24 protein-coding genes are annotated in these 24977 nt (G+C 48.7%); 10 read left to right on the top strand and 14 right to left on the bottom strand.

Going from position 1 to position 24977, the window contains the following annotated elements; translation table 11 throughout:
• Positions 1–89: 89 nt before the first annotated feature.
• From DBY95_RS10740 to rimP, 4 genes are all read right to left on the bottom strand, one after another.
• The gene (locus tag DBY95_RS10740; RefSeq protein ID WP_107723607.1) at positions 90–2828 is read right to left on the bottom strand and encodes a calcium-binding protein; all 2739 of its coding nucleotides are present in this window, start codon (positions 2826–2828) and stop codon (positions 90–92) included.
• 351 nt (positions 2829–3179) lie between these two features.
• Positions 3180–6074, bottom strand: a complete 2895-nt coding sequence (gene infB, locus DBY95_RS05180; RefSeq protein WP_107723606.1) for a translation initiation factor IF-2 — start codon at positions 6072–6074, stop codon at positions 3180–3182.
• 11 nt (positions 6075–6085) lie between these two features.
• Positions 6086–7591, bottom strand: coding sequence for a transcription termination factor NusA (gene nusA, locus DBY95_RS05175; RefSeq protein ID WP_107723605.1), 1506 nt, complete (start codon positions 7589–7591; stop codon positions 6086–6088).
• 27 nt (positions 7592–7618) lie between these two features.
• Positions 7619–8050 (bottom strand): ribosome maturation factor RimP, encoded by a 432-nt coding sequence (gene rimP, locus DBY95_RS05170; protein ID WP_199903854.1) that lies wholly within the window; start codon positions 8048–8050, stop codon positions 7619–7621.
• A 343-nt stretch (positions 8051–8393) separates the two neighbouring features.
• Here rimP and serC point away from each other — a divergent pair, with 343 nt between their 5' ends.
• On the top strand, positions 8394–9500 hold the full coding sequence (gene serC, locus DBY95_RS05165) for a phosphoserine transaminase (protein ID WP_107723603.1): 1107 nt from the start codon (positions 8394–8396) through the stop codon (positions 9498–9500).
• Positions 9501–9561: 61 nt separating this feature from the next.
• Here serC and DBY95_RS05160 read toward each other — a convergent pair whose 3' ends face one another.
• The 4 genes from DBY95_RS05160 to rnhA all read right to left on the bottom strand — a co-directional run bounded on the left by DBY95_RS05160 (position 9562) and on the right by rnhA (position 11986).
• Positions 9562–10755 (bottom strand): LD-carboxypeptidase, encoded by a 1194-nt coding sequence (locus DBY95_RS05160; protein ID WP_107723602.1) that lies wholly within the window; start codon positions 10753–10755, stop codon positions 9562–9564.
• Positions 10756–10828: 73 nt separating this feature from the next.
• Positions 10829–11227, bottom strand: coding sequence for an HIT family protein (locus DBY95_RS05155; RefSeq protein WP_070504480.1), 399 nt, complete (start codon positions 11225–11227; stop codon positions 10829–10831).
• On the bottom strand, positions 11224–11538 hold the full coding sequence (locus DBY95_RS05150; protein WP_070504477.1) for a hypothetical protein: 315 nt from the start codon (positions 11536–11538) through the stop codon (positions 11224–11226). Before DBY95_RS05150 ends, DBY95_RS05155 begins: the two co-directional genes overlap by 4 nt.
• Before the next feature lie 10 nt (positions 11539–11548).
• Positions 11549–11986 carry a ribonuclease HI gene (gene rnhA, locus DBY95_RS05145; protein WP_107723601.1) on the bottom strand — a complete coding sequence of 146 codons (438 nt, stop codon included), beginning with the start codon at positions 11984–11986 and terminating at the stop codon, positions 11549–11551.
• A 325-nt stretch (positions 11987–12311) separates the two neighbouring features.
• On the opposite strand from rnhA, the gene DBY95_RS05140 reads away from it, so the two are divergent.
• The 4 genes from DBY95_RS05140 (at position 12312) to tehB (ending at position 14423) form a co-directional block, all read left to right on the top strand.
• Positions 12312–12707, top strand: a complete 396-nt coding sequence (locus DBY95_RS05140; protein WP_070504471.1) for a DUF5376 family protein — start codon at positions 12312–12314, stop codon at positions 12705–12707.
• Positions 12704–13054 carry an EndoU domain-containing protein gene (locus tag DBY95_RS05135; RefSeq protein WP_070504467.1) on the top strand — a complete coding sequence of 117 codons (351 nt, stop codon included), beginning with the start codon at positions 12704–12706 and terminating at the stop codon, positions 13052–13054. Before DBY95_RS05140 ends, DBY95_RS05135 begins: the two co-directional genes overlap by 4 nt.
• A 2-nt stretch (positions 13055–13056) precedes the next feature.
• Positions 13057–13431 (top strand): DUF5376 family protein, encoded by a 375-nt coding sequence (locus tag DBY95_RS05130; RefSeq protein WP_049330917.1) that lies wholly within the window; start codon positions 13057–13059, stop codon positions 13429–13431.
• Between the two features lie 122 nt (positions 13432–13553).
• Entirely contained in the window at positions 13554–14423 is an 870-nt protein-coding gene (gene tehB, locus DBY95_RS05125) for an SAM-dependent methyltransferase TehB (protein WP_070504464.1), read from the top strand.
• Positions 14424–14479: 56 nt separating this feature from the next.
• On the opposite strand, the gene DBY95_RS05120 is transcribed toward tehB, so the two are convergent.
• Both DBY95_RS05120 and DBY95_RS05115 read right to left on the bottom strand, forming a co-directional pair.
• A complete protein-coding gene (locus DBY95_RS05120; RefSeq protein ID WP_107723600.1) occupies positions 14480–14980 on the bottom strand; it encodes a GNAT family N-acetyltransferase in 501 nt (166 codons plus the stop codon).
• A 13-nt stretch (positions 14981–14993) separates the two neighbouring features.
• Positions 14994–15530, bottom strand: a complete 537-nt coding sequence (locus DBY95_RS05115; protein WP_107723599.1) for an isochorismatase family protein — start codon at positions 15528–15530, stop codon at positions 14994–14996.
• Positions 15531–15683: 153 nt separating this feature from the next.
• On the opposite strand from DBY95_RS05115, the gene argS reads away from it, so the two are divergent.
• Positions 15684–17402, top strand: coding sequence for an arginine--tRNA ligase (gene argS / locus DBY95_RS05110; RefSeq protein ID WP_107723598.1), 1719 nt, complete (start codon positions 15684–15686; stop codon positions 17400–17402).
• 157 nt (positions 17403–17559) lie between these two features.
• Here the strand turns inward: argS and DBY95_RS05105 are convergent, their stop codons facing one another.
• Complete coding sequence (locus DBY95_RS05105) at positions 17560–17916, bottom strand: STAS/SEC14 domain-containing protein (RefSeq protein ID WP_003686136.1); 357 nt, start codon at positions 17914–17916, stop codon at positions 17560–17562.
• 18 nt (positions 17917–17934) lie between these two features.
• Complete coding sequence (locus tag DBY95_RS05100) at positions 17935–18825, bottom strand: DMT family transporter (protein WP_063067993.1); 891 nt, start codon at positions 18823–18825, stop codon at positions 17935–17937.
• 173 nt (positions 18826–18998) lie between these two features.
• Here DBY95_RS05100 and DBY95_RS05095 point away from each other — a divergent pair, with 173 nt between their 5' ends.
• Positions 18999–19346, top strand: coding sequence for a hypothetical protein (locus tag DBY95_RS05095; RefSeq protein ID WP_003686176.1), 348 nt, complete (start codon positions 18999–19001; stop codon positions 19344–19346).
• Between the two features lie 73 nt (positions 19347–19419).
• Here the strand turns inward: DBY95_RS05095 and DBY95_RS05090 are convergent, their stop codons facing one another.
• Positions 19420–20172, bottom strand: coding sequence for a CPBP family glutamic-type intramembrane protease (locus tag DBY95_RS05090; protein WP_107723597.1), 753 nt, complete (start codon positions 20170–20172; stop codon positions 19420–19422).
• A gap of 205 nt (positions 20173–20377) precedes the next feature.
• Between DBY95_RS05090 and DBY95_RS05085 the strand changes: the two genes are divergently transcribed.
• On the top strand, positions 20378–20776 hold the full coding sequence (locus DBY95_RS05085) for a DUF350 domain-containing protein (RefSeq protein WP_039861961.1): 399 nt from the start codon (positions 20378–20380) through the stop codon (positions 20774–20776).
• Between the two features lie 201 nt (positions 20777–20977).
• Here the strand turns inward: DBY95_RS05085 and DBY95_RS05080 are convergent, their stop codons facing one another.
• Positions 20978–21808, bottom strand: a complete 831-nt coding sequence (locus DBY95_RS05080; protein WP_070823170.1) for an outer membrane beta-barrel protein — start codon at positions 21806–21808, stop codon at positions 20978–20980.
• 431 nt (positions 21809–22239) lie between these two features.
• On the opposite strand from DBY95_RS05080, the gene DBY95_RS05075 reads away from it, so the two are divergent.
• Together DBY95_RS05075 and DBY95_RS05065 are read left to right on the top strand one after the other, a co-directional pair.
• Positions 22240–23253: an SPFH domain-containing protein gene (locus tag DBY95_RS05075; RefSeq protein WP_070607995.1), complete on the top strand. Its 1014-nt coding sequence runs from the start codon at positions 22240–22242 to the stop codon at positions 23251–23253.
• 203 nt (positions 23254–23456) lie between these two features.
• A complete protein-coding gene (locus DBY95_RS05065) occupies positions 23457–24977 on the top strand; it encodes a DUF4178 domain-containing protein (RefSeq protein WP_234394586.1) in 1521 nt (506 codons plus the stop codon).

Below are 24977 nucleotides of genomic sequence, written 5' to 3'. Positions count from 1 at the left end.
AGAATGAGAATAATTATATAGCGGAAAGATAAATAAATCAGCAAAGGATTAAGGCCGTCTGAATTAAGGTTTCAGACGGCCTTTGGATTTTACAGGATACCGTTGTTTTGTGTATTTTCAGTAATCAGTGCTTTGCTGATTTCGTCGGCGGTGTAGCTCTTACCGTTTCCGAATACAAAGCTGTCGACATTATTGTTGGCAATGTCATGGATGGTCAGGGTGTCGCCTGTATCTTTGATGGTTAAGACCCAATCATCGCCGGTTTTCAACTGTAAATCTTTCAGCGTAAGCCCTTCTTTGAAAAGGATTTGGGTATCGCTTCCACCATACGGATTGAAGGTGTCGTTGCCGCTGTTTCTGCCAAACGTGATAACGGTGTTGTCGGCACCCGGGTCGGTAATGGTATCGTTGCCGCCGGCCGTATCAACGATGTTGATGCCTCGGCCCAAAGTAATGGTTTCATCGCTGCGATTGCCTCTGTATTCGACAACAGAAGTGTAACGCGACAAATCTAAATCACTGTTGTCGCTATCGGCGTGGATGGTGTGATTGAAGTTGTTGTACACATCACGGTTGAGTTCTTCAACGGGTTGGCCGGTGTATTGGACGATGTTTGTATTGCCGATCATGTGCGGGATAGACAGTTTGAAGTGGTTGATTAGCTCGCCGGTGCTGTATGAGGTATTGCCGTCAAACTGAAACTCGGAAATCGCACCATAAATACCGCTTTGGTTTTTGATGGTTAAAACATCGTCTGTGCCTTTAATGCGGATATGCCAAGTATCGCCATCCAACAGGGGATTGGATACAAATTGGTTGCTGTCGGGCATGTCGGCAATCCCGGTTTTGTCGTAACCTTTTTCAACAGTAATTTCAAGGTCGTCAAGGGTAATGCCGCTGGTAAATTTAACGACATTAGCGTTGAGCGTGTGCAGGCCGGCCTCGCTGTCGAAACCGAAGTTGTAGTCGAAAATGGTGTCGTGACCGTAACCTTTTCCGAAAACATAGGTGTCGTTGTGTTCACCGCCTTCCAGATAATCATTGCCTGCGCCACCGTCGAGTAAGTCTGCACCTACATGGGCATAAAGTTTGTCGTTACCGTTGCCGCCGTAGAGTTTATCGTCGGAAGCAGGTTCGTTGCCGTAATAGGTTTCGCTGTGTTCGCGCAAAATGTCATCGCCGTCGTGGCCATAAAGGGTGTCATGGCCGTCGTTGCCACCGTCGATTTCATTGTTGCCTGCATTGCCATGCAAGGTATCGTCACCGTTTATGCCGACAAATTTAATGGTTTCGGCCTTCAGCGCTTGGAAGGCTTGTTGGAATTGTGCGGCAGTGTAAGTTTGGTCGCTGAACTGGAAACGGTCGATGGAAATGCTGCCATCTGCGCCGATTTGGTTTTGAATCAGGGCTGAACCTTGCCCCGAAGTAATTTCCCAACTTTGGCTGCCATCATCGTTATGAATGGTCTTCAGGTTGAGCTTGGCATTGTTCAGGCCGTCTGAAAACTTGAGGGTATTGATGCCTTGGTTGTCGATAATGGTATCGTTGTTGCCGTAAATATAGGTATCGTTTCCGGCTCCGCCTTTCAGAATGTCTTTACCGTTGCCGCCCACTAAAATATCGTCGCCTGCATCACCGTTGATGACATCGTTGCCGTCGCCGCCATCCAGATAATCGTTGCCGTCGCCGCCATTAAGGTTGTCGTTGCCGCCCATGCCGTAAACGGTATCATCACCGCGTCCGCTATTGAGGCGGTTGCGGCCTTCGTTACCGGTCAGAATGTTATTGCTGTTGTTGCCGGCGGCAAAAATATTGGCTGAGCCGGTCAAGGTAACATTTTCGACGTGGGTAGCGGCAGTATGGGAAATGCTGCTGAATACGGTATCTTCGCCGCCGCCGGCTTTTTCAATCACCACATCTTTTACATCATCAATGTAGTAAGTATCATTGCCGTCCCCACCTTCCATAATGTCGGAACCGGCCTTGCCGTCGATAATATCATCACCGGATGTGCCGATCAGGTGGTCATTGCCGTCGCTACCATCGATGGTTTGACCGCTTTCGGTATGCTCAGTCAGGGAAATATCGAAATATTTGGCAAAGCTGTTTACATCCAGTTTTTGTGTGCCGATGATGAATTGGGAGACTGCCGGTGTTGTACCGTTTTGAGTGTATTGGTTTTTGATGGTTAAAACGGCGTTGCTGTTTTTCACGGCAATCAGCCAGTCATGACCGCCGGTTTCATTGTTTCGGACTTCAACGGTTAAATCGTTAAGGCTCAGGTCGGTATGAAAGCGGATGCTGTTGTGGCCTTGATTGTCGATGATGGTGTCTTGCTCGCTTTTTGCAGAGAAAAGGTAGGTATCGTCGCCTTCGCCACCTTCAAGCACATCATTGCCTGCTTCGCCGTTGAGGGTGTCATTGCCTGTTTCACCAAAAAGATGGTCGTTGCCTTCTCCGCCGTTGATGAAATCGTTGCCGCCGCCGCTGTAAACGATGTCGTCACCGCGGCCGCTGTTGAGGCGGTTGCGGCCTTCATTGCCGATGAGGATGTTGTTGCTGTTGTTGCCTGCGCCGAAGATGTTGGCTGTACCGGTCAAAACAAGGTTTTCAACGTGGTTTGGAAGGGTATAGCTGACGTTGCTGTAAACCGTATCATCGCCTCCATTTGGGTTTTCAATGATTTTATCGTCGTTGCGGGTTACATAATAAACGTCATCTCTCGAAGTACCTGTTGTTGCTTGTGCAAGGGGAGATGGCTGCAATTGCTCTAAATGTCGTAATTCAAATTGCGCATTGCGGATGCGCATTGCTTTTTCGATTATCATGATATTTTCTTTAGATATTGATGAGAGTAACAAGGAAGTAAACGTATCCGGCATATGGCCGGTATTGCTTAATTTGTATTGTGTTTAGGCTGTATATACTAGTGCCGAAATTTGATAAAAACAACAGAAACGTTAAGATATGACAATATATAGAGAGCCTTATCAGGCTTAGTTTGCCGTCTATTCTTTTGCCAAATGGCTTTGCCTTGTGCGGCTGTTTTGTTTCTTATATACCACACATCAATTTCCATAGTTTCAAACTATGAATGGTTGTAAAAAGGCCGTCTGAAAAAAAAGAAGCAGGTTTCGCATTGCAAAACCTGCTTCTTTTTTTTCAGACGGCCTGTCTGATTACAGAGTACGGGCAACTTCGACGATGTCGAAACATTCGAGTTGGTCGCCTTCCATAATCTCGTTGTAGCCTTTGAGCATCAGACCACACTCGAAGCCCATGCGGACTTCTTTGACGTCATCTTTGTAGCGTTTCAAAGAAGACAGCTCGCCGGTATGGATAACCACGTTGTTGCGGATGAGGCGGACATGGGAATCGCGTTTGACCACACCGTCGGTAACCATACAGCCTGCAATATTGCCGACTTTGGAAACGGAGATGACCTGACGGATTTCGACCGTACCGGTTACTTGCTCTTTCTCTTCCGGAGAGAGCATACCGCTCATGGCGGCTTTCACGTCGTCGATGGCATCGTAAATGATGTTGTAGTAACGGATTTCCACGTTTTCATTCTCAGCCAGTTTGCGTGCGGAAGCATCTGCGCGGACGTTAAAGCCGATGATGAATGCGCCGGAAGCAATGGCCAAGTTGACATCAGATTCGGTAATGCCGCCAACGCCGCTGTGCAACACGTTCACTTTCACTTCGTCGGTGGACAGTTTTTTCAGGCTGCCCGCCAAAGCTTCGTAAGAACCTTGTACGTCTGCCTTGATGATGACAGACAAGGATTGGGCTTGGTTTTCGCCCATGTTGTTGAACATGTTTTCCAGTTTCGCAGCCTGTTGTTTAGCCAAGCGCACGTCGCGGTATTTGCCTTGACGGAAGAGGGCGATTTCGCGCGCTTTTTTCTCGTCGGCCAATACCATTGCGTCTTCGCCTGCGTTCGGTACGTCGGACAAGCCGAGGATTTCGACAGGGATAGAAGGGCCGGCTTCATTGATGGCTTTGCCGTTTTCGTCAACCATCGCACGGATTTTACCGAATGCAGTACCGGCCAGCAGCATATCGCCTTTTTTCAGCGTACCGCTTTGAACCAGTAATGTGGCAACTGCGCCGCGGCCTTTGTCCAAACGTGCCTCAACGATGATGCCTTTTGCAGGTGCATCGACTGGGGCAGTCAGTTCCAAAACTTCGGCTTCGAGCAAGACTGCCTCGAGCAATGCATCGATGTTCAGGCCTTTTTTAGCGGAAACGTCGATAAACTGTACATCGCCGCCCCATTCGTCAGGCACGACTTCGTGTGCAGTCAGCTCTTGGCGGATACGCTCTGGGTTGGCGGCTTCTTTATCGATTTTGTTAACGGCAACCACCATCGGTACGCCCGCGGCTTTGGCGTGGGCAATCGCCTCGATGGTTTGCGGCATCACGCCGTCGTCGGCTGCTACAACAAGAATCACGATATCGGTTGCTTTCGCACCGCGCGCACGCATGGCGGTAAACGCTTCGTGACCCGGAGTATCCAAGAAGGTAATCACGCCGCGAGGGGTTTCAACGTGGTATGCACCGATGTGTTGGGTAATGCCGCCCGCTTCGCCTTGTACCACTTTGGCGCGGCGGATGTAGTCCAGCAGGGAAGTTTTACCGTGGTCAACGTGACCCATCACGGTAACAACCGGTGGACGCGGCAATGCTTCGGCTTCTACTGCTTCAACGCCTTCATCCAAGAATGCTTCAGGGTCGTCGGCTGCGGCAGGTTTGCCGATATGGCCGAGTTCTTCCACCACAATCAGGGCAGTGTCTTGGTCGATAGATTGGTTGATGGTTACCATCATGCCCATTTTCATCAGGGCTTTCACCACTTCGACGCCTTTAACGGCCATTTTGTGTGCCAAGTCGGCAACGGTAATGGTTTCAGGTACCAAAACTTCGTGTACGACAGGTTCGGTCGGCGCTTGGAAGGCGTGTTGGTTTGGCTCAAGTTTGAGTTTTTTGCCTTTTTTGCCGCCGCGTACGCGTTCGTCCTCGCCATTGCGTGCATTGTTGCGGTCACGGCCACCTTTGCCGCCTTTGCCTTTGGCGTTACGGCCTTGGTTTTCTTCGTCACGGTCACGACGGTCTTCTTTTTTACCGCGCGCGTTGTGTTCGGATTTGCCTTCGCCGGATGCCGCTTTTGCTTTCTCGGCAGGTTTGTTGCGTTCGCCTGATTTGGCTTCTTTAGTAGGTTTTGAGTCTTGATCGGCCTGTTGTTTCATGGCTTCGCGGCGTGCTTGACGCTCTTGTTTTTCTTTCAACAAGGCTTCTTGGTGCGCACGCAGGGCGGCGGCACGACGGGCCTCTTCATCGCGTTGAGCCTGTTCTTCCACGCTGACGACAGGTTGCGGTACGGCAGGAGCGGCAGGTTTGGCTGCTTTTTTCGCTTCTTTGCCTTTGCCGCCTTTGTCTTGTTTGGCTTTGGCAGGTTTTTTGGCTTCGGCTGGTTTTTCAGCTTCAACGGATTTTTCAGACGGCTTGTTGTCTGCTTTAGCTTCAACTTTTGCTTCGGCCTTGGCTTCTACGGCTTCAACCGGTTTGGCTTCTTCTTTTTTGGCTTCGGCAGGTTTGCCTTCCGCTTTTGGTGCGGCTTTGGCTGCTTTCAGTCTGGCTGCTTCGGCCTCTGCTTTGGCACGGGCTTCGGCCTTTGCGGCAGCTTCTGCTTCAGCTTTGGCTTTTTCTTCGGCAGCTTGAGCGGCTGCTTTTTCTGCTTCGGCTTTTTGGTTTTCCGCTGCTACTTTGGCTTTGGCTTCCGCTGCCAATTCTTCGGAAGAAGGAATGGTAACGGCACGGCTGCGGCGGCGTGTTTCCACTTTTACGCCGTCAACGGTGCTGACTTCGGTTTTTTTGCGGCGGATGCTGATGGTGCCGCTGTTGCTGCCGTTTTTCTTTTGCAGGTAAGCAGTCAACAGTTGTTTGTCGTCAGTGGTTATGCTGTCATTACCGCTGTTTTTATTGACCCCGGCTTCTTTCAATTGTTTAAGCAAATCATCGACGGGGCGGTTTAGTTCGGCGGCAAATTGCGCTACGGTTGTATTACTCATTCAGTACCCCCTTAGTTGTTTTCTTCAGTAAACCAGTGTTCGCGTGCAGCCAAAATCACTTTTTTGGCTTCTTCTTCGTCAACACCGGTAATTTCGACCAATTCGTCAACAGACAATTCGGCCAGATCATCGCGTTGGGTAACTCCGGCTTCGGCCAGTTTGCGCAACATATCGGAATCTACGCCGTCCAAATTGCGCATGTCTTCAGACACTTCACCCAGTTTTTCTTCTGCGGCGATGGTAATGGTCAGGATCGCGTCGCGTGCGCGGTTACGCAGGGTTTCAACGATTTCTTCGTCAAAGCCGTCAATCGAGAGCAATTCTGCCGCTGGAACGTAAGCAACTTCTTCCAATGTGGCAAAGCCTTCTTCCACCAAAATATCGGCGGTTTCGTCGTCGATGTTCAAGTGGGTGGTGAAGAGGTTGCGGATAACGGCGTCTTCAGCGGCATTGCGTTCGTCTGCTTCTTCAACGGTCATGATGTTCAGCTGCCAGCCGGTCAGGATGGAAGCCAGGCGGACGTTTTGACCGCCGCGGCCGATGGCCAGCGCCAGTTGGTTTTCATCAACGATCACGTCAACGGCGTGTTTGTCTTCATCAATCACGATGCGGCTCACTTCGGCAGGAGACAGCGCATTCATCACGAATTGGGCAGGCTCAGGAGACCACAATACGATGTCGATGCGTTCGCCGGACAATTCGTTACTCACAGCGTTAACACGGGAACCGCGCACGCCGATACAAGTACCTTGCGGGTCGATGCGTTGGTCGTTGGCTTTAACGGCAACTTTGGCGCGTTGGCCGGGATCGCGTGCTACTTCGCGGATTTCCAACAGGCCGTCTGCAATTTCAGGCACTTCGTTGGCGTAGAGTTTGGCCAAGAAGTCGCCGCTGGTACGGCTCAAAATGACTTGTTTGCGGCCGGTATTGCCGATTTCGTCCACACGCAGGAAGAGGGCGCGGATGCGGTCGCCGCTGCGGAAGTTTTCGCGCGGAATCATTTCTTCGCGCGGAATCAGGGCGTCAAGTTTGCCCGTGACGACTTCAACGATGATGCCGTGGCGCTCGACGCGTTTTACCGTACCGGAAACGATGTCTTCTTTAGAAGCGAGGAATTCGTTCAGGTTTTGCTCGCGCTCTGCATCGCGGATGCGTTGCAGAATGATTTGTTTGGCAGTTTGAGCTGCTTGGCGGCCGAAGCCTTCGTTTGGCAGCTGCTCTTCGTAGTATTCGCCGATTTGGATGGTTGTGCCGGGAATTTCTTCTTGGATTTCTTCGATGGTTTTTTCTACGTCAGGGTAGGTGTAGTCTTCATCGGCAACAATCAGCCAGCGGCGGAAGGTTTGGTATTCGCCGGTATCGCGGTCGATTTCGACGCGTACGTCCATGTGCTCGCGGTCGGCTTTTTTCTTGGCAGCAGTAGAGAGGGCGAATTCAAGGGCTTTGAATACGACTTCCGTTTCAACGTTTTTTTCACTTGCCAGCGCTTCGGCCAGCTGTAACATTTCGCGACTCATTTTTTAGAATCTCCAAGTAATCGGTTTTTAAAATTTAAATTCGGGGCGCAAACGGGCTTTGTCGATGTTGCTCAATTCGATTTGGGCAGTTTTGCCGTCGAAAGAGACGGTAACGATGTCGTTTTCGCAAGATTCGATGCGGCCGATGAAGTTTTTCTGACCATCAATCGGCAGGCGTGTTTTGATTTTGGCGTTCTGGCCGGCAAAGCGCATGAAATCGGCGGCTTTTTTCAGCGGGCGGTCAAGGCCCGGGCTGGAGATTTCCAAACGTTTGTAGTCGATGTCTTCAACCATAAACACGCGGCTCAGATGGTTGCTGACGGTGGCGCAGTCTTCGACGGTGATGCCGCCTTCTTTATCGATGAAAACGCGCAAATCGCCTTGTGCGGTCAGTTCGAAATCGACCAGCTCGTAGCCCAAGCCGGGCAGGGTTTTATCAAGAATGCTTTGAATATCCATGCTTCTCCAGAAGTACATAAACAAAAAAATGGCCGCGCGGCCATTTTTCGTGTGATTTGAAAAATTGCCCTATTATAACTGTTTTCAAGATAAAAGAAAAGTGTTGATTTGGCGTGGATTTTTTGAAGTGATTGCTTAAATGTAAAGGGGAGGGTTGAGGCCGCCTGAAAAGGAAATTGTTGACAAGTTTTGATATGGTGTTTCTAAAATTATTTTGGAAAACAAATAATTGGTATTGCTTTGTTTTCAGACGGCCTTGTATTTCCGGATTTTTCGTGCTTGCACAATGTGCAAGGCGGTTCTACAATTTCTTCATACCCACCGAATAAGAAAGAAGGCCGCCATGTCCGCACACCCGATTTACAATTTTTCCGCAGGTCCTGCCGTATTGCCGGAAGCGGTATTGCGTACCGCACAACAGGAAATGCTCGACTACAACGGTACGGGTTTCCCTGTGATGGCGATGAGCCACCGTTCGGATATGTTTTTGAGTATTCTGCATCATGCCGAACAAGACTTGCGCCAGCTTTTGAATATTCCGTCCAACTATAAAATCCTGTTTTTACAGGGTGGCGCGACCACGCAATTTAATATGGCGGCCATGAATTTGGCGCACGGTTTTGCGACTGCCGACGCGGTGGTAACGGGCAACTGGAGCCGTATTGCCTATGAACAGATGAGCCGTTTGAGTAATGCCGAAATCCGTTTGGCCGCGCATGGTGGCGAGCAATATGCCTATAAAAACCTGCCTGCGGTGGAGGATTGGGATGTCAACCCAAATTCCGCGTTTGTTCATTTTGCGATTAATGAGACCGTAAACGGCTTGCAGTATCAAAACGTCCCCAAACTTTCAGATGGCCTGCCACCGCTGGTGTGTGATATGTCGAGCGAGATTTTGTCTCGTGAGTTTAATGTGTCCGATTACGGCTTGATTTATGCCGGCGCGCAAAAAAATATCGGCCCTGCCGGTGCGACAGTGGTCATTATCCGCGAGGATTTGCTGGAGCGTTGTCCGAACGATATTCCCGATGTGTTCAACTACCGCTCCCACATCAACCGCGACGGTATGTACAACACGCCGTCTACCTATGCGATTTATATGTCGGGTTTGGTGTTCCGCTGGCTGCAAACGCAGGGCGGTGTGAAAAAAATTGAAGCGGTCAATCGAATAAAGGCGCACACCTTGTATGAGACGATAGATGGCAGCGGCGGTTTTTACATCAACGATATTCATCCTGATGCGCGCTCCAAAATGAACGTGGTCTTCAAAACCGCAAGCGAAGACTTGGACCGCCGCTTTGTGTTGGAAGCAGAGTTGCAGGGCTTGTGCCTGCTTAAGGGCTATAAAACCGTCGGCGGTATGCGTGCCAGCATTTACAATGCGATGCCGCTTGAAGGTGTGAACGCGTTGGCCGACTTTATGAAAGATTTTCAACGGCGTTACGGTTAAGATGAAGATAAAAAGGCCGTCTGAAACTGGGTTTCAGACGGCCTTTTGATTTGAACAAGCCTTATTCGGTGACTTCTTCAGTGATGCTGTCGCGGTAGATGGTGCTGTCGTAAGTCGGAACAGGAGGCGGCAGCAGGCTGTCGAGTGTCAGCGCGGAAGGGTTCAGCGTAGGGTAGCCGCTGAAGGTAACGGAATAACCGCCGTTGCCGGTACTGCGGATTTTGGCATACGCGCCCAACGGGAAAGTGGTTTTGTTGGTGATGTGGCCGAATGGGAAACCGGTCAACACAGGAATTTTGGCGGTGCGCGAAATGTGGTTGACGACGGCGGAGAAATCGTAGCTGGAGTCGTACACGTCGCGGATGGTACCCATGCGGAAATCGCCGAAGATGATGGCGCGTTGTTTTTGCAAAACACCTGACAGATAAAGCGTATTGAGCATGCGCTCGATGCGGTAGGGTTGCTCGCTGACGTCTTCGATAAAGAGGATGCCGCCTTGAATGTCGGGCATGTAGGGCGTGCCGGCGAGGGAGGCGAGAACGCTGAGGTTGCCGCCCCACAATGTGCCTTCTACGTTGACATCGGCGCGTTGGATGGTCGGAACATCAACGATGTTGACGTTGTTGGTTGTGCCGCGGATGAAAGAATCCATGGTAAAGACGCTGGGGTCTGCTTTGCCGAATTCGCTGTACACCATTGGGCCTGCAAAGCTCATCATATTGCCTTTGGCCAACAGGGCGAGTTGGACGGCGCACACGTCGCTGAAACCGAAGAACAATGTGCCGCGTTCGCGCATTCTGGCGCCGAGTGAGGCAAAGTCGATTTGCGGCAGGATGCGTGCCGCGCCGTAGCCGCCGCGCAGGCCCATCAAGACTTTAGGCGTTTCGACGCGGCCGCTGGCAACTTCTTGGAAGTCGGCGGCGCGTTGGGCGTCGCTGCCGGCAAAGCGTTGGTAACGGCGGCTGCCTGCCTGTTGGTTGGTCACGGTAAAGCCTGCGTTGTAGAGGCGGGTCAGGCCGGTGGTTACGCGGTTGGGGTCTTCGGCGAAGCCTGACGGCGCAACAACGCGCAGGAGGTTGTCGCCGGAACGTGGCGGATGGGGTTGCTTAGGTTGCACGGTTTTGGCTTTCGCGGTGGTAGAAGTGGTTTTTGTTTGCGGCGTGGTGGTCGTGCCTGTGCCGCAGGCTTGCAACAACCCTGCGCCTGCCGCGGCAGAGCAGGTACGCAGGAAATGGCGGCGCGTGGTGGAGTTCATTGAGGTTTTCCTTTCGTTATATGTTCAGACGGCCTGAACTTGGCGTGTCGGACCTTACAGGCCGTCTGAAAGTTTAAGCGATTAAGTTTTTGATTTGTTCCGGCCAGTTTTCAGGCAAGGCCATACCGTGTTCGCGTACGGGCGCGGCCCAAATCGGCGCGGGGAAGTTGGCGTCGTTTTCAAAGCGGGCGATGACGTGCCAATGCAGATGGGGCACAACATTGCCGAGGCTGGCCAAATTGATTTTGGCCGGGCGGAAGACTTGGCGCATTGCGGCTTCAACTTGATACACCATTTCCATGATTTCGTTGCGTTCGGCAGGGGAAAGGTCGGTCATCTCGGAAACATGGTCATTCCAAATCACGCGGCAGAATGCCGGTGCGCCGACTTCGTTGTGGACGGCGATAACGCGCAGGTTGGGCGTTTGCAGCAAAATGTCTTCGTTGTCGGCAGTGCAGATGGGGCAGGTCATGGGTTTTTCTTTCTCAGTCTGAATAGGAATCGGATGATTTCAATCAGAATTTTTAGAACGAGGTAAATAGCAGTCAGCGTGATGAATGCGAAAAGCCACGGTTTGGGTATAAACCACCAAAATAAATAGGAAGGCGTGATTAAGTCGTCACATTCTTCGGCACTCTCAATGTGATCGCACAATCCAAAGTTAAAATAATCATTGACATCATGAAAGGGCGAATAGGCGAACATAAGTGCTTTTGGTGTCACACAAATCAATGCAATGATAGCAATCCAAAAGAATGGTTTGAGATGTTTGAGTGCAGTCATGGACGAAGTGTTATGCAAATTTTGCTGCACCGAGGTTGGCGAGCTCGTCGGCTTTTTCGTTTTCAGGGTGTCCGGCGTGGCCTTTGACCCACGTCCAGCGGACATCGTGCTGTTGAACCAGACTATCCAGCTCTTTCCATAAATCGTCGTTTTTAACCGGTTTTTTGGCGGCGGTTTTCCAGCCGTTTTTTTTCCAACCGTGTATCCAGCTTTCCATGCCGTTTTTGACGTATTGCGAGTCGGTGCAGATGACGACTTGGCAGCGGCGTTTTAGAGATTTCAGTCCTTCGATGACGGCGGTCAGCTCCATGCGGTTGTTGGTGGTTTCGGCTTCGCCGCCGAACAGTTCTTTTTCGTGCGTGCCGTAGCGCATAAATACACCCCAGCCGCCTGCGCCGGGGTTGCCTTTGCATGCGCCGTCTGTGTAGAGGTAAACGGGTTTATCCATGGGCATGTCTTTGTCGAATAAGGCGGTATCATAACATAAGGCCGTCTGAAATATCGGCAAATACGGTTTGCACGTGTAAAATACCCTGCACTTTATCACTCGTTAAGTGGCGCGGGATTGGCGTTAGTTAAGGCTAGAGGGATGTTGAAATCCAAGACTAAAAATGCGGTTAATTAATCAGAAGATATAGCTAAATATAGGAGGAAATCGAAATAAAGGATTGAATGAAAGGATTTCTAATCGCCAAAAAGATCATTACATCAACGAGCAAGAAAATAAAAATGTTTATAAGGTAACAGCGCCAATTGATTTTAAGTAGAAAAATATGAGAATTATATTTGAGTATTATTTTAATGAGGTAAAAAAAGAATTTATTCCAACATGTGACTCAGAGTTTAAGGGGGATTATACACCGTTAATATCTTATTTGAATGATGACTTAGGAGATAAAATTGAATATAAAGAATTTCTTAAGGATATTCTGAATATTTTGATAAGTAATAGAGAAGAGGATATATCTTCTAATTCTTGGGGAGTGGATGTAGTAGGAGATGATGTTTATATATTCTTTTTATATGATTCAGATAATAAGCAATATCAAATTAAACTACCTAAAATAGAATTTATCTTTATTATTAGACGATGGATTGATTTTTTAAATAAATCGATTAAGGACTCAAACTACCAAGAAGTTATCGACTCAGAGGATGCTTATAAATGACAGTCATGATCGGTGGACATGCCGCCTTAGGCAATATACGTGTTGATCGGATATTATATACTTATCCAAATGGCGTATATCTTGCACAAATTTCCGCTTTTGATAGTGAAACTAATCAATATATGACTAAAACTAACAATAATGGGGAGACCTTGATGTTTCCTCAAACGTGGACGGCAGATCGTATCAAAGTGGAAATTAATTCTGCTTATATGAATCAAGTAGATGATTTAGATTCTATTCGTAAAGCTGAAGGTATGTGGGTTGGCATTTCAAATTCAGACGTACGTGTAGAAGGTTATACCTATCCTGTCGTCACGGCTTTCCCAAGTGCTGAGCAGGAGTAAAGATGAAACTTATTTTTACGTATATTCAACATAAAGGGCAAATTATTCCGGCTTGCTATTTGGAAGAAAATCACCAATTAAATCCATTAACCGGCTATTTGAATGATCCAATGGGTGGTCCAAATTATTTCTCTTTTTTGGATCATTCATTGTCAATCTTAACAGATGAGACGATTCAAGAAGCGGATATTTCTTCCAATTCTTGGGGTGTTGAGGTGATGAACGATCAAGTGAATTTTTATTTTCTCTTTGCTCAAGAAGAGGAATCACTTTATCTCACTTTGCCTCGTGGAATTATGGTTGATGTGTTAAGGTTATGGCTGATTTTCCGAAGCCAAGAACCTGAAGAAGGCTTAATACAGCACTTAGAGTTCTAGATTGGAAGGACGGTCAATTATCAAAGAGTTTTAAAATATCTCAAAATTGCCTGCACTTTATTGCCATTCAGAAAGCCTTGGCAGAAGCCGTGTTGAAACCGTCAAAATAGAAAGGAAACATGATGAGCGAACAGCAAGAATTGTTTTGTTACAAACAGATGCCGGTGTGGACGGCGGACGAGATTCCCGAAGCTTTGTTGTCCAAACACAATACTGCTGCCGGTACTTGGGGCTGCCTCAATGTCCTCCAAGGCCGTCTGAACTTCAATGAAGTGGACGAGGCGGGCAATGTTACGGCCACGCACGAGCTGACGCCTGAAAGCGGCGATTGGATTATCCATCCGCAAGCATGGCACTTTATCGCGCCGCAAACGCAAGATACGGAAATCCAACTGTCGTTTTACTGCGAGGCGGCGGACTATTTCAATAAGAAATACGGCATGAGCGCGACACATTCGGCTGTCCGTGCCGCCGAAGGCATCGTGCCCGTCGGCAAGGTTTTGGATATGGGCTGTGGTCAGGGCCGCAATGCGCTGTATTTGGGTTTGAAAGGTTTTGACGTTACCGCTGTCGATAATAATCCGAACGCGGTTCAAAACGTGGAAGAGCTGGCGCGTATTGAAGAATTGAATGTCCGCGCGTTTGAATACGACCTCAACGCCGCCAATATTCAGGAAAACTTCGATTATATGGTGGCGACCGTGGTGTTTATGTTCCTGATGCCGCGTTACGTTCCTGACGTGATTGCCAATATGAAGGAACACACCAACCCCGGCGGTTACAACCTGATCGTGTCTGCGATGGATACGGAAGATTTCCCTTGCCCGATGCCGTTCCCGTTCAAGTTCGGCGAGGGCGAGTTGCGCGAATACTATAAGGATTGGGAATTGGTAGAATACAAGGAAGAGTTGGGTTCGATGCACGCGAAAGACGAATTTGGCAATCCGATTCAGTTTAAATTCGTCACTATGCTGGCGAAGAAACCGGAATAAAGGTTTTGCCGTCAAAAGGCCGTCTGAATTCAGTTTTCAGACGGCCTTTGTCGTAATCAATCCACAATCCTTTTGCCCAAAATCACCACGTCTGCCAACATGGTTTCCAAATCGCAGACTTGCGGCAGCCGCCCCCATTCTTCAAAACCGAAACGGTGAAACAGGTTCAGGCTCGGATAGTTGTGGCCAAACACAAGCGCGATGACGTTGTGGATGCCTAAGGAAGGTGCGCGTTCGAGCATGTGCCGCAACAGGATTTTGCCCACGCCTGCGCCGCGCATATCGTGGCGGACATAAATGCTGACTTCCGCGCTAATGTGATAGGCGTAGCGCGGATGGTAGTCGCTGAAACTGCCCCAGGCCAATATGGTGCCGTCGGCATCGTAAAGGGCGTAGATCGGGCGTTTGTCCGTGTGCGCGGCAAACCATATTTCGCGTTCGGCAACCGTGGTCGGCGACAAATCGGCCGTAGATTGGTGCGTGGCCACGGTGCTGTTGTAAATATCGACGATGGCGGGCAAGTCTTGGCGCAGGGCAGGGCGGATGGTGTATTGCATTTCAGACGGCCTGTTATTGAATCAGTTTGGAGATAGTCTTAAAGGCCGGATGTTTGGCATCGCCGAGCAGTTGGAACAAAATACTTTCGACATTGGAAACGATAATGCCTTGACGGCTCATTTGCGCCAAACCATTGTCGCGGTTGGCCGTTGTACGCGAGGCGGTGCATTCAAAAGGCAGGGATACGGCGTAACCTTGCGCCTTCAAATCCAAGGCCGTCTGAAGCATACAGATATGCGCTTCTGCGCCCACCAAAATAATGTTTTTGATGTCGTTTTTGCGTAATATTTCCTGAATTTCAGGTAAAAACGCCGAGAATTGGGTTTTTTCGACAACAGGCGTGCCTTCGGGCAACAGCAGCGATACAGCGGATACGGTGTTGCCTAAACCTTTCGGATATTGTTCGGTTACGGCAAAGGGTACATTCAAAGCCGTCAAACCTTGAATCAGCAGGCGGCAGCGTTCCAACATTTCATCCGCGCCGGAAAGGGCGGGCAGCAGGCGTTCTTGAATATCGACAATCAGACAAAGCGTATTTTTGGGGTTCATGGCTTTTCCTTTCAGACGGCCTTTACAGCAAAATCGTTGAATCAGAATGCAATCATATAACAAGCCGCTGGAAAAGTATTGCAGCTTGCCCTGTTTTAAAGCCCGAAATTCTTTTAAAATACCGCCTGATTTGAATTGATAGAGACCGAAAACATGAATTTATACCAAACCGTCGAACGTGAAGCCCAAGCAGCCTTTGCCGCTGCCGGTTTGTCCGACAGCCCCGTTGTATTGCAGGCGGCGAAAAATCCCGACTTCGGCGATTTCCAAATCAACGGCGTGATGGGTGCGGCGAAAAAAGCCAAACAAAATCCGCGCGAGTTGGCGCAAAAAGTGGCCGAAGCATTGGCCGACAACGCTGTGATTGAAAGCGCGGAAGTCGCTGGCCCGGGCTTTATCAACCTGCGCCTGCGTCCTGAATTTCTCGCTCAAAACATTCAGACGGCCTTGAACAACGCGCGTTTCGGCGTAGCGAAAACCGACCAACCGAAAACCGTCGTTATCGACTATTCCTCGCCTAATTTGGCCAAAGAAATGCACGTCGGCCACCTGCGCTCCAGCATCATCGGCGACAGCATTTCGCGCGTGTTGGAGTTTATGGGCAACACCGTTATCCGTCAAAACCACGTCGGCGACTGGGGTACGCAGTTTGGCATGTTGGTCGCTTATTTGGTTGAGCAGCAAAAAGATAATGCCGCGTTCGAGCTGGCGGATTTGGAACAGTTTTACCGTGCTGCCAAAGTACGCTTTGACGAAGATCCTGCCTTCGCCGACACCGCACGCGAATATGTTGTGAAACTGCAAGGCGGTGATGAAACCGTGTTGGCGTTGTGGAAACAGTTTGTCGATATTTCGCTCTCACATGCCCAAGCCGTTTACGACACGCTGGGCTTGAAACTGCGCCCTGAAGATGTGGCGGGCGAATCGAAATATAACGACGATTTGCAGCCCGTAGTCGATGATTTGGTTCAAAAAGGTTTAGCAGTCGAAGACGACGGCGCGAAAGTCGTGTTCTTGGACGAGTTTAAAAACAAAGAGGGCGAACCTGCCGCAATTATCGTGCAAAAACAAGGCGGCGGCTTCCTTTATGCGTCCACCGACTTGGCGTGTTTGCGCTACCGTGTCAGCACGCTTCATGCAGACCGCTTGCTGTACGTCGTCGACCACCGCCAAGCCCTGCACTTCGAACAACTCTTTACCACTTCCCGCAAAGCAGGCTATCTGCCGGAAGATGTAAAAGCCGAGTTTATCGGCTTCGGCACGATGATGGGCAAAGACGGCAAACCGTTCAAAACGCGCAGCGGCGACACCGTAAAACTGGTTGACCTGCTGACCGAAGCAGTCGAGCGCGCCACTGCTTTGGTAAAAGAGAAAAATCCTGAATTGGGCACAGACGAAGCAGGTAAAATCGGCAAAACCGTCGGCATCGGCGCAGTCAAATACGCCGATTTGAGCAAAAACCGCACCAGCGATTATGTGTTCGACTGGGACGCCATGCTTTCGTTTGAAGGCAATACCGCCCCCTACCTGCAATACGCCTACACACGCGTACAAAGCGTGTTCCGCAAAGCCGGTGAATGGGACGCAACTGCGCCAACCGTTTTGATCGAACCTTTGGAAAAGCAACTGGCCGCCGAGCTGCTGAAATTTGAAGACGTGCTGCAAAGCGTGGCAGATACTGCGTATCCGCACTACCTAGCTGCCTACCTCTATCAAATCGCTACCTTGTTCAGCCGTTTCTACGAAGCCTGCCCGATTTTGAAATCAGAAGGCGCAACCCGCAACAGCCGTCTGCAACTGGCGAAGCTCACCGGCGACACGCTGAAACAAGGCTTGGAGTTGTTGGGCATTGATGTGTTGGATGTGATGTAAGTTTTTGAATAAAAACGATGAAAGGCCGTCTGAAACTTTGCAGGTTGCAAGGTTTCAGACGGCCTTTTTGATGCTTTGAAAAATATTGTGATACCGTTGATTTTGAGCCTAAGCGGTTTTGAATTTGCTCAGGTAATGCGTTCAGACGGCCTTGTTTTTATTTCAAATTGCTTGCCAACAACCAAGCCTGTGCTTCGGTGGCATCGCTGAAATATTTGGGATGTTGGTTGGTCAAGAGGCTGGACAGGCGCGCGCCGAGTTTGATCCAAATATCGTCGGTAATGACGGCAACGCGGCCAAAGTCGGTTTCATGTTGGTTGAGGAATTTGATTTGTTCGACCGCCATATCGATGGTGAAGTCTTTCAGCATGGACAAGTCCAACAGGATGTCGGGCAGATGGACTTTTTGTTTTGCGGCCAACAAGGCTTCTTCCAATTGGCGGAAATCGTCCAAAGTGAACTCGTTGTACAGCGCTACGTTTAAGCCGTAAGATTGTTCGCGGATGGAAATCATGGTGTTCTCCTTGTTAAATTATTGCTTCATCAGAAATTTTTTGATTGAGGCCGGAGTAAAGCTGCTGAACACGCCGCCTGCAACAATGATAACCATGCCGGCGGCTTCCTGCCAAGTGATTTTATCGCCGAAAAGCAATACGCCGGATAGGGCGGAGAAAACGACGGTCAGGTAGGAAAGCGAGGCAACGGTAAATTTCTTGCCGACCTTATAGGCGCGGGTCATGGCCAGTTGGGCAATCATGGCGGAGATGCCGATGCCGGCCAGATAGGGCAGGGAAGACGCGGTCAGCGGATGCCAGCCGGTAAAGCAGCTCCAAATGGCGGACATAATCAGGCCGGTAAGCGACAGATAAAACACCACGCGCCAGCCCGGTTCGCCCAAAAGCGAGAGTTCGCGCACTTGCAAATACGCCCAGCCTGACATGGCGCCGCCTGCCAAACTGACCAGTGCGGCAAATTCCTGTCCGCCTTGAAAAGATGGGTTGAGCAGCAGGATAACGCCGACAAAGCCCATAACCAAAATGGCTTGGGTATAAAGCGTAATTCGTTCTTTTAAAATGAAAAATGAAAAAATGGCCAGCCAGATGGAGGAGGTGTAGTTGAGTGTGACGCCTGTTGCCAGCGGCAGATGTATGACGGAATAAAGCGTGCACATCATGGCAAGCGTGCCGATGACGCTGCGGTTGAGATGGGTTTTCCAATGCGGCGTGGAAAATGTGTTGCCTTGCGCTTTGGCCATGATGCCTAAGAACAGGGTGGAGACCAGCATGCGCCAAAAGACCAGCTCGCCGCTGGAAAAGCCGAAATGTGTAGAGGCGGCTTTGACGGAGAGGTTCATGACGGTAAAGCTGAGCGCGGCAATAACCACCCATGCCGAGCCGAGCGGATCTTTTCTGATGGTTTCCATTTGATGGGTATGTAAAGCGATTTTATTAATAAGAAAATATTATACAGGTCAATCAGGCCGTCTGAACAATATCGTTGGGTTTCAGACGGCTTTTTTATTGGAAAATGAGAATTATTATTGAACAATGAAGTGGGTTTTTATAGAATGGAAGCTCTGTTTAAGAAAGGCTTGTCATGAAAGTATCCAATATTTCTGCTGTATTACTGTCTGCTTTGTTTTCCGTTGCCGTTTCTGCCGCGCCTTTGGGGGAGGTTTCTTCCGAAAACGGTAAGATTTTCAGCGGCGAAAATTACATGGTTGTTAAGAAAGACATGAAGAAAGGGGAGCAAATTAAGCCGCACGATCATCCGGGTTTTAAAACGCTGATTTTTGCCGTTGGAAAAGGAAGCTTTGACGTGACGTTGAATCAGACTGAAAAACATACGGTCGGCGCAGGATCGGTGTTGCGTTTTGGCGGCGATGCAGTGATTGAGGCAGTTGCAACCGAAGATGCCGATGTAGCAATTACTTTGATTAAGTAAACCGATAGAGGATAAAAGGCCGTCTGAAAAATGATGTTTCAGACGGCCTTGTTTATTCATCCAACCGTTGCTATTAAGCGCAAATCAAATAGATGAAGCCGGAGCCGAACATATCTGCCAAGGCGTGAATCAGGAAAAACGGCAGCAGGTTTTTAACTTTGTATTTGTAGAAGAAGTAGTACATCAAGCCGAAAACAACGCCGATAACGGTCGCCCAAAGCATACCTTGATAAGTATGGAAGGAGATGCGCACCAAGGTCGAATAGGCCAATGCCTGCCATTTGTATTTGTCTTCCACGCAGGTCAAAAGACCGAGGAAACAGAATTCCTCATAAAAGCCGTTTAAAAGGCCGTAGAGGATGGCCATCGGCGCAAGTGCGGCGAATTTGTCGAAGATGGATAATGGTTTGATGTATTGGAAAATTTCAGTAGTGAAATAATTGTAGCCGCCGCTTAACGAAGTTACCGCATCGGCGGTCAGACCCATCAGGATAAAAATCACAGGCGTCCAAAACAACACGCCTAAGTTAAAACGAATCGGCAATTGTTTGAAGTCGAAACGGCGGATAACGAGGTAAATCAGAGCAATAGCAAGCAGCGTCAACTGCAGGCTCATGTTTTCAGAATAAGCCACGCCGGTTACCGCAGTATCGCGCGCCTCTTCGGCAACCGCGGCTGTTTCCACTTGCGGCATCAGGCTGGCGATATAAAGTTGGGTAGAACGGTAGGCAAATTGACCGAACAGGATAGCGGTCACAATCAGCATGTCAAACCAGCGCAAATGGCGCAAAGGCTCTTTAGGGCGGATAGCGGCGAGTATGCTCATATTCTCCTCTTTGCTCTAATAAATAACGGTGCGCAATAGTTACATAAACATACAAAAATCGTCAACGATTATCACAATAAAACATGAATTAAAAATCAGACCGTTTCAGACGGCCTGAAGCGCTTCTAAAAATGCCATATTTTTCGAAGGGTTTATCTTCAAAAATATGGCATAATCACTTTATTGCAAACCAAGGAATCTTATCGTGAGTATTTCTCTGTCCCAATATCTGCTCTACCTGCAATACATGTTGGCAGGTATCGCCATGACCGTTGTTTTTGCTGCCGTATATCTGCGGATTACACCCGTTGAAGAATTGCGCCTGATTAAAAACGGCAACCTTGCCTGCGCCTTGTCATTTGGCGGCGCGTTGGTCGGTTTTTGTCTGACGCTTGCCTCAAGCATTGCACACAGCGTCAGCTTCATCGATTTTATCCTGTGGGCCCTTGCCGCAGCCGTAATTCAGATTTTTGTCTATTTCGCTGCGACAATGATGATTAAAGGCGCTACCGCAGAACTCATCGGTAACAATGTTGCCGTCGGCGCGTTGTTTGGTGCAGTGTCCATCTCGATCGGCATTTTGAATGCGGCTTGCTTGACTTGATTTTGATGGTCGGTTGGATAGCAAAAGATGTGCTGTTCCTGACTCCTACCTAGAAAAATTATCGGTAGATTTTTTTGACTGATAAGGTCTTATGTCTGATGGTATTGGCGTTATAGTGAAATTCTGAAAGCATCAAAAAATTCAGACGGCCTGTTATATACAAGGCCGTCTGAAATGTTTTAACTACTTAAGTTTGCTAAATTAGAACGAGTATTGCAATCTTACACCTGTTTCTCGGGTGCGGTTTTTAGGTTCGATCGCGCCCAATTGAACGAAGCCATAGTCTTCTGTAACGGTGAAGTTTGAATCTTTGACTTTCCAGCCGCGATAGAACGGGGTTAGGGTGATTTTAGAACCGTTAGCGAATTTTTTAGATACAGGTACTTCAACCTCAATACCTTGTCCGCCACCTTGTTTCATTCTGGTTTCTTCTCGATCTGGCTCGTAAGAATACTGGCGGCCCTTAACGGCACGATTGTAGGCAATACGAGGAGAAATCTCAAAGTTTGCAGGAAGGGCAACATTCACACCGGCATTGATTTGCGCATATGTAGTTCGGTTTTTGCGGTCATAATCATCAGGATCGACACGTCGGCTCAAATCTCTCAGAACACGGTGTCCCAAGCCTGCACCGGCAGTCAGGCTAAAGCGATCGTTAATCGGATGTGTATATTCATATAAGGCACGGATATCGTATGCACGACGTGGGGCGTCTTTGAGTGTTGCAGAACCATAACCTGTGGATTCACCAAATCCATTTTGGAAACTTCCTGTGTAATCTGATTTACCACGGGAATAACGGCCTTCCAATTTTGCCGCATGGCGATCGTTGAAACGGTATTTAACCCCCGCATTAATAGACCACAGGTTGCCTTTTTGTTGCATTATTCGGCTACCATCTTGTTCATATTCGCGATAGGTTTCGTTGTAATATTCGCTGCCAACGGTAAACTCAACAGGGCGGGCAGCCTGTGCGCCTACTGCAGCAGACAGTGCCAACACAGCAAGACAGAAATGAGCAGAATTTTTCATGTAAATTCCTTTTAGTTTGGAAAAATCAGTGTGATAATTTAGTACCATTGCATGGCAAAGTTTATAATATTTAATGAATATTAACAATGCTGATGGGGTAATATATTTACTTTTATTAATTTCTTTAATGATTTATCGCAAATATTTGTCTTTTTTATGAGACAGTATGGATAAAAAAACCTGGAAAACGTGTAAAACTGAGTCGTAAGAGGTTTAATTTTGAATTTTCAATAAGTTAATATTACCATGGTTATTATTTAGTTTGCGATAAAAGTATATACAGCCGCCCACTCTATTCACATACATTAAAGACATTTTAAATGTTAATATCGTATAACGTTTTATCTATTTAAAATAAGCGATATAACTGACCAGGCAAATTGACCTGGCTGCCCATAAGTTATCCCTTCTTCTTAAAATAAGGAACTGCGATGTTCAACTTTATCAAGAAACAGTTTATCGACGTCATTCAATGGCCTAATCCCGATGACAGCCTGCTGATGTGGCGTTTTCCGATTGCCGATGAGGAGATCCAAAACGGTGCAAGCCTGACTGTGCGTGAGGCGCAGATGGCGATGTTTGTCGATGAAGGCGTGACCGCCGACGTGTTCGGTCCGGGGCGTTACACGCTTAATACGCAAACGCTGCCGGTGCTGACCAATTTGAAAAACTGGGACAAGCTCTTTGAATCTCCGTTTAAATCGGATGTTTACTTTTTCAATACTAAACAACAGCTTGCACGAAAATGGGGTACGTCCCAACCTGTTACTGTGCGAGATGCCGAGTTTGGCGCGGTGCAACTGCGTTCGTTCGGTATGTATTCTTACCGCATCAGCGATCCGGCAAAATTTTTCAAAGAAGTCAGCGGCGTGGCAGCGCAATACAGCGGCGTAGATTTGGAAAACCAGCTGCGTAATATTGCAGTTACCCAATTGGCGGCCGCGTTTGGCAGCTCCGGTATTCCATTTTTGGATATGGCGGCGAACCAAGTTTTGTTGTCGCAAAAAATCGGCGAATTGCTCGGTGCGGAATTTGCCAAGCTGGGTTTGGCGCTGGAAAACTTTACGGTTGAAAGCATTTCCTTGCCTGCTTCTATCCAGGCTGCGTTGGATAAGAAAATTTCGATGGGCGTTATCGGCGATTTGGGTCGCTACACCCAATATCAAACCGCCGAATCCATCCCGCTTGCGGCACAAAATGAAGGCGGACTTGCCGGAATCGGTGCAGGTTTGGGCGTGGGTGCCGGTATTGGTCAGGCGATGGCGGGTGCCATGTCTGGCATGATGCAGCCGAATGCGCAACAGGCTCAACAAAATGTTCAGCCGGCTGCCGAAGATCCGCAGGCTAAATTGGTGAAACTTAAGTCTTTGCTGGATGGCGGTTTGATTTCGCAAGAAGATTTTGACAAAGCCAAGGCTGAAGTGTTGAAACAGCTGATTGGTTGATCAATTGAAGGCCGTCTGAAAAATATCATTCAAAGAAGCGTTGAGCTACTTCTGTGAAAAGGTTTCAGACGGCCTTTTGAATCATTTGATTGAGTCTGTTCGGCGATTTGGTTTGTTTCTAATCTGAAATCATTGATAAAACCAGTTGATATAAACATTAAGGCCGTCTGAAACATCCCAACCCATTCTGAAAAAGCAAACCCATGTCTCAAACTCCTTTCTTCAAAACCGACTGCCCAAGCTGCGGCGCACCTGTCGAAGCGCATTCTGCTTCTTCCGTGACGCTGGTGTGCGGTTATTGCAACAGCATGCTGGTGCGGCAAGATAACGGTGTTGTCGACTCCGGCCGCGATTCCGCATTGCTGGAAGATTTTAGTCCGCTGCAAATCGGAACCAGCGGCACATTTGTCGCTCAACGCTTTACCTTGGTCGGACGGCTTCAGGTGCAATACGACGATGGTGCGTGGAATGAATGGTATGCGCTGTTTGACGACGGTAGGGCCGGTTGGCTTTCTGAGGCGGGCGATTTGTATGTGATGACCATGCCGGTCGAAATCGATAATCCGCCGAAATTTGAAGACACGCGAGCCGGGTTTAGCGAGCTGATTTTTCAAGATAAACGCTATATTGCCTCCGATGTCCGCAACATCAGCTTGAAACATGCGGCCGCGCAGGGTGAGTTGCCGTTTGTTTTGAAAGAAGATACAGAAAATCGGGTTTCCGACTGGCGTTGCGAAAACCTTTTCATCACGCTCGATTACAGCAGCGAAACACCCGAAGCCTTCTTCGGGCGGATGGTAAACCTAGATGATTTGAAGCTGGAAAACACGCGCCACGAAGATGAAATTAAAGAAAGCGCAGGCCGTCTGAAAGGCAGTATTACTTCAGAAAACTGTCCTAACTGCGGCTCATCCATTCATTGGGTAAACGGGCTGACTTCCCATCTGAGCTGTCAAAGTTGCGGCAGCGAATTGGCAGTCGGCAGGGATAAAGCGGAGCTTATTACCGCCAACAATCTGCGTTTGTCCCAAAATACGATGTTTACTCTGCCTGTCGGCTCGACAGGCCGTCTGAAAAATAAAGAGTTTCATGTTATCGGCGCAATCCGATATTTAGAAACAGATGCGCAGGAAACATTTGATAACTTGTTCAAAGGTGCCAAACATACATTGGCACCAGAAGGGCAGTGGACAGAGTATCTGCTTTACAACCCAACTCAGGGTTTCTTATGGCTGGTTGAAGCTGATGAAGGTTGGAATATTTCCGAAACCTTGAACGATTGGCCGCGCCTCGACCGCAACCGCCAACCGCAAGGCTATGGCAAACTTTATGACTATGGCGGACGGGTCAGGATTGCCAGCGGCGCGTTTTATTGGCGTGTTCGAAGCGGTGATTTGAACTATTACAGCGATTACCGAGACGGGCAAAGCCGTAAGATTGGCTCCGAACTAAACAGTCACGAAATGGCATGGACTAGAAGTGCCCCAATTGCTTATCGGGAAATTGCAGACGCGTTTAATCTGACCAGCCAAGCTCCGCATTACACTGCAAACATGGCGGCAGACGGTATTGATAAATCATTAAGAATTATAATGACTGCTATCTTGGTTGTTGTTAATCTCCCTGCACTTCTGGCCAGCGACAGCTCTGCTGCACTTACCGTCATCTTTATAGGATGCTGGTTGTTGTGGACCATGGGCAAAAAAGACGAGGACGAGGATTAA

The organism is Neisseria subflava (genome assembly GCF_003044935.1).
GTDB lineage: Bacteria > Pseudomonadota > Gammaproteobacteria > Burkholderiales > Neisseriaceae > Neisseria > Neisseria subflava_E.
This window is presented reverse-complemented; position numbering and strand designations above follow the sequence as displayed.